At 65.0% G+C, this 5,045-nt stretch carries 5 protein-coding genes; all 5 read right to left on the bottom strand.

Going from position 1 to position 5,045, the window contains the following annotated elements; translation table 11 throughout:
- Nucleotides 1-1,610, bottom strand: a 1,610-nt coding sequence (locus VK519_RS03380) for a fimbria/pilus outer membrane usher protein (RefSeq protein WP_324347678.1), incomplete at its 3' end; no start/stop codon positions are given.
- 86 nt (nucleotides 1,611-1,696) lie between these two features.
- Nucleotides 1,697-2,434 carry a fimbrial chaperone gene (locus tag VK519_RS03375; protein WP_324347676.1) on the bottom strand — a complete coding sequence of 246 codons (738 nt, stop codon included), beginning with the start codon at nucleotides 2,432-2,434 and terminating at the stop codon, nucleotides 1,697-1,699.
- Between the two features lie 59 nt (nucleotides 2,435-2,493).
- Nucleotides 2,494-3,042, bottom strand: coding sequence for a fimbrial protein (locus VK519_RS03370; RefSeq protein ID WP_324347674.1), 549 nt, complete (start codon nucleotides 3,040-3,042; stop codon nucleotides 2,494-2,496).
- Between the two features lie 276 nt (nucleotides 3,043-3,318).
- Nucleotides 3,319-4,212 carry a YihY/virulence factor BrkB family protein gene (locus VK519_RS03365; RefSeq protein WP_324347672.1) on the bottom strand — a complete coding sequence of 298 codons (894 nt, stop codon included), beginning with the start codon at nucleotides 4,210-4,212 and terminating at the stop codon, nucleotides 3,319-3,321.
- Nucleotides 4,213-4,238: 26 nt separating this feature from the next.
- Nucleotides 4,239-5,045 (bottom strand): putative bifunctional diguanylate cyclase/phosphodiesterase (locus VK519_RS03360; protein ID WP_324347670.1); only part of this gene is annotated, 807 nt, incomplete at its 5' end.

The following is a 5,045-nucleotide window of genomic DNA, read 5'->3' as shown; positions in this document are numbered from 1 at the left end:
AAGTCGCGCGCGCTGCCATTGAGGTAGAGCTGCCCCCAGCCGAGGCCCAAGTCCTGGCTGACGGTCAGGTCGAAGCGGTTGCGCTCGCGGCCGATCTGCAACGTGTCCTCGCTACCGCGCGCCGCGCGATCGCGAAGGGTGACCGCATCGCGCCACGACACGAATCCTTCCGTGTTGTAACGATAGGCCGCCACGGCCAGATTCGTGCCACTGTCGAGGAAATTCTTGTTGTAGCCCAGGCGCACGCTGTGGCCCTGGGTGGCGCTGTGGCCCGGGGCTTGGTTGCGCGCATGGGTCACGTCCAACGATAACGCGCCCACGCCGGTGGCCAGCGCCGCGCCGCCGGTGAAGGCACGATAGCCATTGGCCACGGTCCCGCCGCCATAAAGCGTCCAGCGATTGGTAAGGCCGCGCTGCCAGGTCCCTTGCAGGAAGAACGGCTGCGACTTCAGATCCAGTTCCTGCACGCGACCGGACGCCAGGCTCCAGCGGTTCTGCCCGGGACGCAGCAACTGCGGCACGGCGGCAAAAGGCACGGTGAACTGGCGCACGCGCCCATCGGCCTCCGTCACGTCGACCACGAGGTCACCGCCATAGCCGGTGGGGAAAAGATCGCCGATGACGAACGGACCCGGCGCCACCGAGGTGTCATAAAGCACGTAGCCGTTCTGTCGGACCACCACGAGGGCATTGGTCTCGGCCACGCCGCGTACCACGGGCGCGTAGCCGCGCTGCGACTGCGGCAGCATGGTGTCGTCGGAGAACACACGCAGGCCGCGCATGCGCACGGACTCAAGCACCGTGCCATCTGTGAAGGTGTCACCGGCAATGAATTGCGCGCGGAGCTCCGGGATGTCGTGCTGCAGGAAGGTCGCCGTCGAGGTGTAGTCGCGTCCGCGCTGGCTGTTCCAGTTGAGGTTGCCCTGGTGGCGCAAGTGCCACGCCCCGAGATTGAACGACCCGTCCAGGCCAAGGTAGCCCGACGTGCTGGCACGTCCGGCGTACACGCTGCGATAGGTATTCGCGCTGTAGTCCAGGCGTGCGGCGGTGATGCCGGCATCCCACTGCGAGGGCGGCACATAGCCGCGCGCATCGCGCGACATATAGATCTGCGGCACCTGGACATCGAGCGATTGCTCACCGGCGTCGAAGGCCATGGTGGCACCCGGCACGAAATCACCGATCGGGGCACAGGTTTCTTCCGCAGTCAGCCGACGGCTCGCCGCGGCGCCGGGATCGGCTTCGAGCTTGTCAAGGTCAACGCCCCACAAGGCGACACGGTCGCGGTTGAAACAGGGCTGGGCGCTGTCGTGGCCAGGGACCTGGGTCAATCGGATCAGACCGCGCTCACGCCACGTGCCGTTCACCGTGACGTTGCCGGCATAGTCGCCGGGCTGGTTCACGTCGCCGCGCGAGAAACGGCTCAGGTCCAGGTGCTCGGCTGCGCCCGACGGGAAGAAAGACGGGTCGAATTCCACGGTCGCCGCGGGGGCGGGAGCGGCCGTCGCCATCGGCGATGCCAGTGCCGCGCACACCGCGAGCGCGAGCCATCGATGCGTCGGCAGCGTGCTGCGGGGGGCTGCTTGCGTTGTGGAAATGGCGCGATTCATGGCGGTTTTCGTCACTTCGTGGTCAAGGGAATCCCGTCGCGCCGGCCAGGCGGCCGGCACACTCAGGTCGTTGCGGTAGTGCGGCGTCAGCCGCCGATTGGAGCAGTGCCGTCCTTGACGGCGCCGTAGTCGCTGATGGCCTGGAAGGACACGTCCTTCGCATCGCGCGAGGTAAGTCCTTTCGGGGTGAACGTCGCCTCGCCTTGCGGCGCGACCATGCCCCCCTCTTCCACGGCATACGACTTGCCCCCCACGTTCACCGACACGCTGGCGAAGTTCACGTGGTACGGCGTCGGGTTGCTCACCACCAGGCTCGGCGCGGTAGCCGAACCACCCCAGCGCCAGGTCAGCTTGCCTGCCGCATCGGCGACGTTGCCGGCCAGGCCCTGCGGCCGGTAGAACAGCTTGATGCGCGTGCGGAAGGCGAACTGCAGGCGATTGGCGGCCTGGGCATCGTCAGCCTTGGGTGGCACCTCGAGTACGTTCACCCAATACAGCGACTCCCTGTCGGCGGGAAGCGCCTGGCCGGTATGCATCACGCGCACGGCCTGGCCCTTGCCCGGCTCCAGCCGGAAGATCGGCGGGGTGCTGGTGAACGGCACGCGGGCCGTTTCGGGAGTGGATTTCTCGTCGCCGTCGTCCAGCCAAAACTGGACCAGCGCCGGCTTCTTGCCTTCGTTGGAAAGCTTGATTGTGACTTCCTTGTCCTGGGACGGATACACCACGCGGGTGCCCTGGATCACCACGCCCGCGGTGGCGGGAAGCGCCACGCAAAGGCCGGTAACAAGGGCAGCGGCGAAGATGGAACGGATCGTGCCAGCCATACGTCACCTCAAGTTCGGGAAAGGGGCCGGTGGCCGCGGAACAGCCACCGGCGGGGTTCTTACTGGTAGGTCACTTCGTATTCGACGTTCGTCTTCACTTCACCGACCGTGGTCACGTCCTTGGCGAAGTACTGGACGCCGTAGATGAAGCGGGCATCGCCAGCCGTATCCACGTCCTTGGTGGTGCCGGCGCGCAGGTCGACCGGGGTCGCCAGGTCCTGGTCCAGGATGCGCATCTGGGCATTGGACTCACCGGTGAGGGTGTTTTTCAGGTTGCCGTTGGTCGCATCGATGTTGAGGCTGGTCTTCTTGAAGCCGAAGGTGGCCTTGGTGGCCGACACGCAAGGGCCGCCCTCGCCATCGCTGACGACGATGTCGAAGCGCTTGGTGCCGACGGACTTGCCCGCGGCGTCCAGCGAATTGGCGTTGACCGGCTGCAGGGCGACAGTGATGTCACCCACCGCGCCGTCGGTGCCTTCGCCGCCGGAGATCACACAGGTCTCGTCGGTGACGAGGCCGGTGAAGGTAATGACGCCTTCCGACGCCACGGCGGAACCTGCGGCGAGGGCGGAAGTAAGTGCAAGCGCGAGAACAAGCTTGGTATTCATGGATTATCCTGGAATTGGAAATGGCATTGGGATGGGCGCATGGCCTCGCACCGCGACGCGGCACCTAATGACTGACCATGACGGGACGCAGTGTAGGAATGCACCTACACATCGTTGAATGGAACAAACCTCAAACTTTGGCGTTGCGCCAGTTTGATCGGGCCAGGGCCCGCGAAATCCGCGTGTACCATGGCTCCGCGCGTATATCGACGTCGATGGAATTATTCTCAAACGCCGGAACAATCGCCCGCCAAGGTCATGAGCGCGAATGGCTCATCAGGCATCGCGGTCGTTGGACTGGCGTCCTGCCTCATCCTCATCAAGATGCTGCGCATGGGCGTCGGGATGGACGCGCTCGCCGCGGGCAACGGCGAGGCCGTGGGTCAACTCAGCGCCCAGCAGCACGATGATCGACGCGTAATAGACCCAGGTCAGCAACACCACGATGGCACCGGCAGGCCCATACGCGCCGCCGATCCGCGCCTGTTCGATGTAGATGCCGATGACGTACTTGCCAGCCAGGAACAGCGCCGTGGTCAGGATGCCGCCCCGCACTGCATCGCGCCAGGGAATATCGGCATCGGGCAGCACGCGATACATCGCGCCAAAGGCCACCACGAACACCGCCGCCGAGATGCCGTATTCCACCCCCGTCCACACCTGCATGTTCGCCGGCATCAGCGCATGGATCAGGCCGCTGACCACGAAGGAGATGATCAGCAGGAAGACGATGCCCAGGACCAGCCCCAGGGCCCGCGCGCGGGTGCGCAACCAGCCCACCACCGCCGCACCCGGCTTCACCTTCAGCTTCCACACCCGGTTGAGCGTGGACTGCAGTTGGGCAAATACCGCGGACGCGGAAAATAGCGTGATGACAAGGCCGACCAGGCCCACCACGTTGCCCAGGTGCGGGCGCTTTTCGGCATTGTCGATCACCAGCTTCACGGCACCGGCGGCCTGCGGGCCCACCACCGCCGTCAGGGCATCGACCAGTTGCTGCTGCCACTGCGCCTGCATCGCCGCCACGATCCACAGCAGCAGCACCAACAAGGGGGCAAAAGAAAGCGCCGAATAAAACGAAAGCGCGGCGGCGCGCGTCATCAGCTCGTCGTCGTCGAAACCAGCGACGGCGGTCTTGATCGTGCGGACGGCCAGCTTCCAGAGCTTCATGGGCCAAGCATAGCCATCGGATCTGATCAAACCGTGTAGGCGGCCCTTTGCAGCTGGTCGAGCGGAAGCGGCTTGGCGAACAGGAAACCCTGCATGGCCTGGCAGCCGTGATCGAGCAGCCAGCGCCGCTGGGCGGAGGTCTCCACGCCTTCGGCGATCACTTGCAGGTCAAGACTGTTGGCCAGGAACAGGATGGATTCGCAAAGCGCACCGTCGGTACGGTCGTGCGGCAGCTTGCTGACAAACGACCGGTCGATCTTCAGCTTGTCGATCGGCATGCGGCTAAGGTAGTTGAGGCTGGAGAAACCGGTGCCGAAATCATCCAGGGCAATCGTCACCCCAAAAGCCTTTATCTTGCGAAGGGTCTCGATGGCGCGTTCGGGCTCAGTCAGGAACGCGCTCTCGGTCAACTCAAGCTCCAGGTAGCGTGGCTCCATGCCGGTTTCGTCCAGCACATCACGCACCAGGCCAATGAGGTCGTCATGGGCCAGCTGGAACGCCGACAGGTTCACCGCCATGCATACCGGGTGACCCATGATCGAGGAAATCGCCGCCTGGTCGCGGCACGCCTGACGCAGCACCCAACGGCCGACGTTGACGATGGAACCAGTTTCCTCCAAGAGGGGAACAAGAACGTTGGGGCGGCTGAGCTCACCGGGCCCCGACGGCCAGCGCAGCAGGGCCTCGACACCGAATACCTCCGATTGCACGCCGCGGTGCTGGGTCTGGTAGTGCAACTCCAGCTCGTCGTCGAGGGCTTCCTCGGTCAGGCGCGACACCACCGCCAATCGCGCCAGCGCCGTATCGTGCAGCGCGGCCGAATAACGACGCCA

The sequence above is a fragment of the Pinirhizobacter sp. genome, assembly GCF_035317885.1.
GTDB lineage: Bacteria > Pseudomonadota > Gammaproteobacteria > Xanthomonadales > Rhodanobacteraceae > Pinirhizobacter.
Note: the sequence above shows the minus strand (reverse complement) of the source record. Positions and strands in the feature narration are given on the sequence as shown.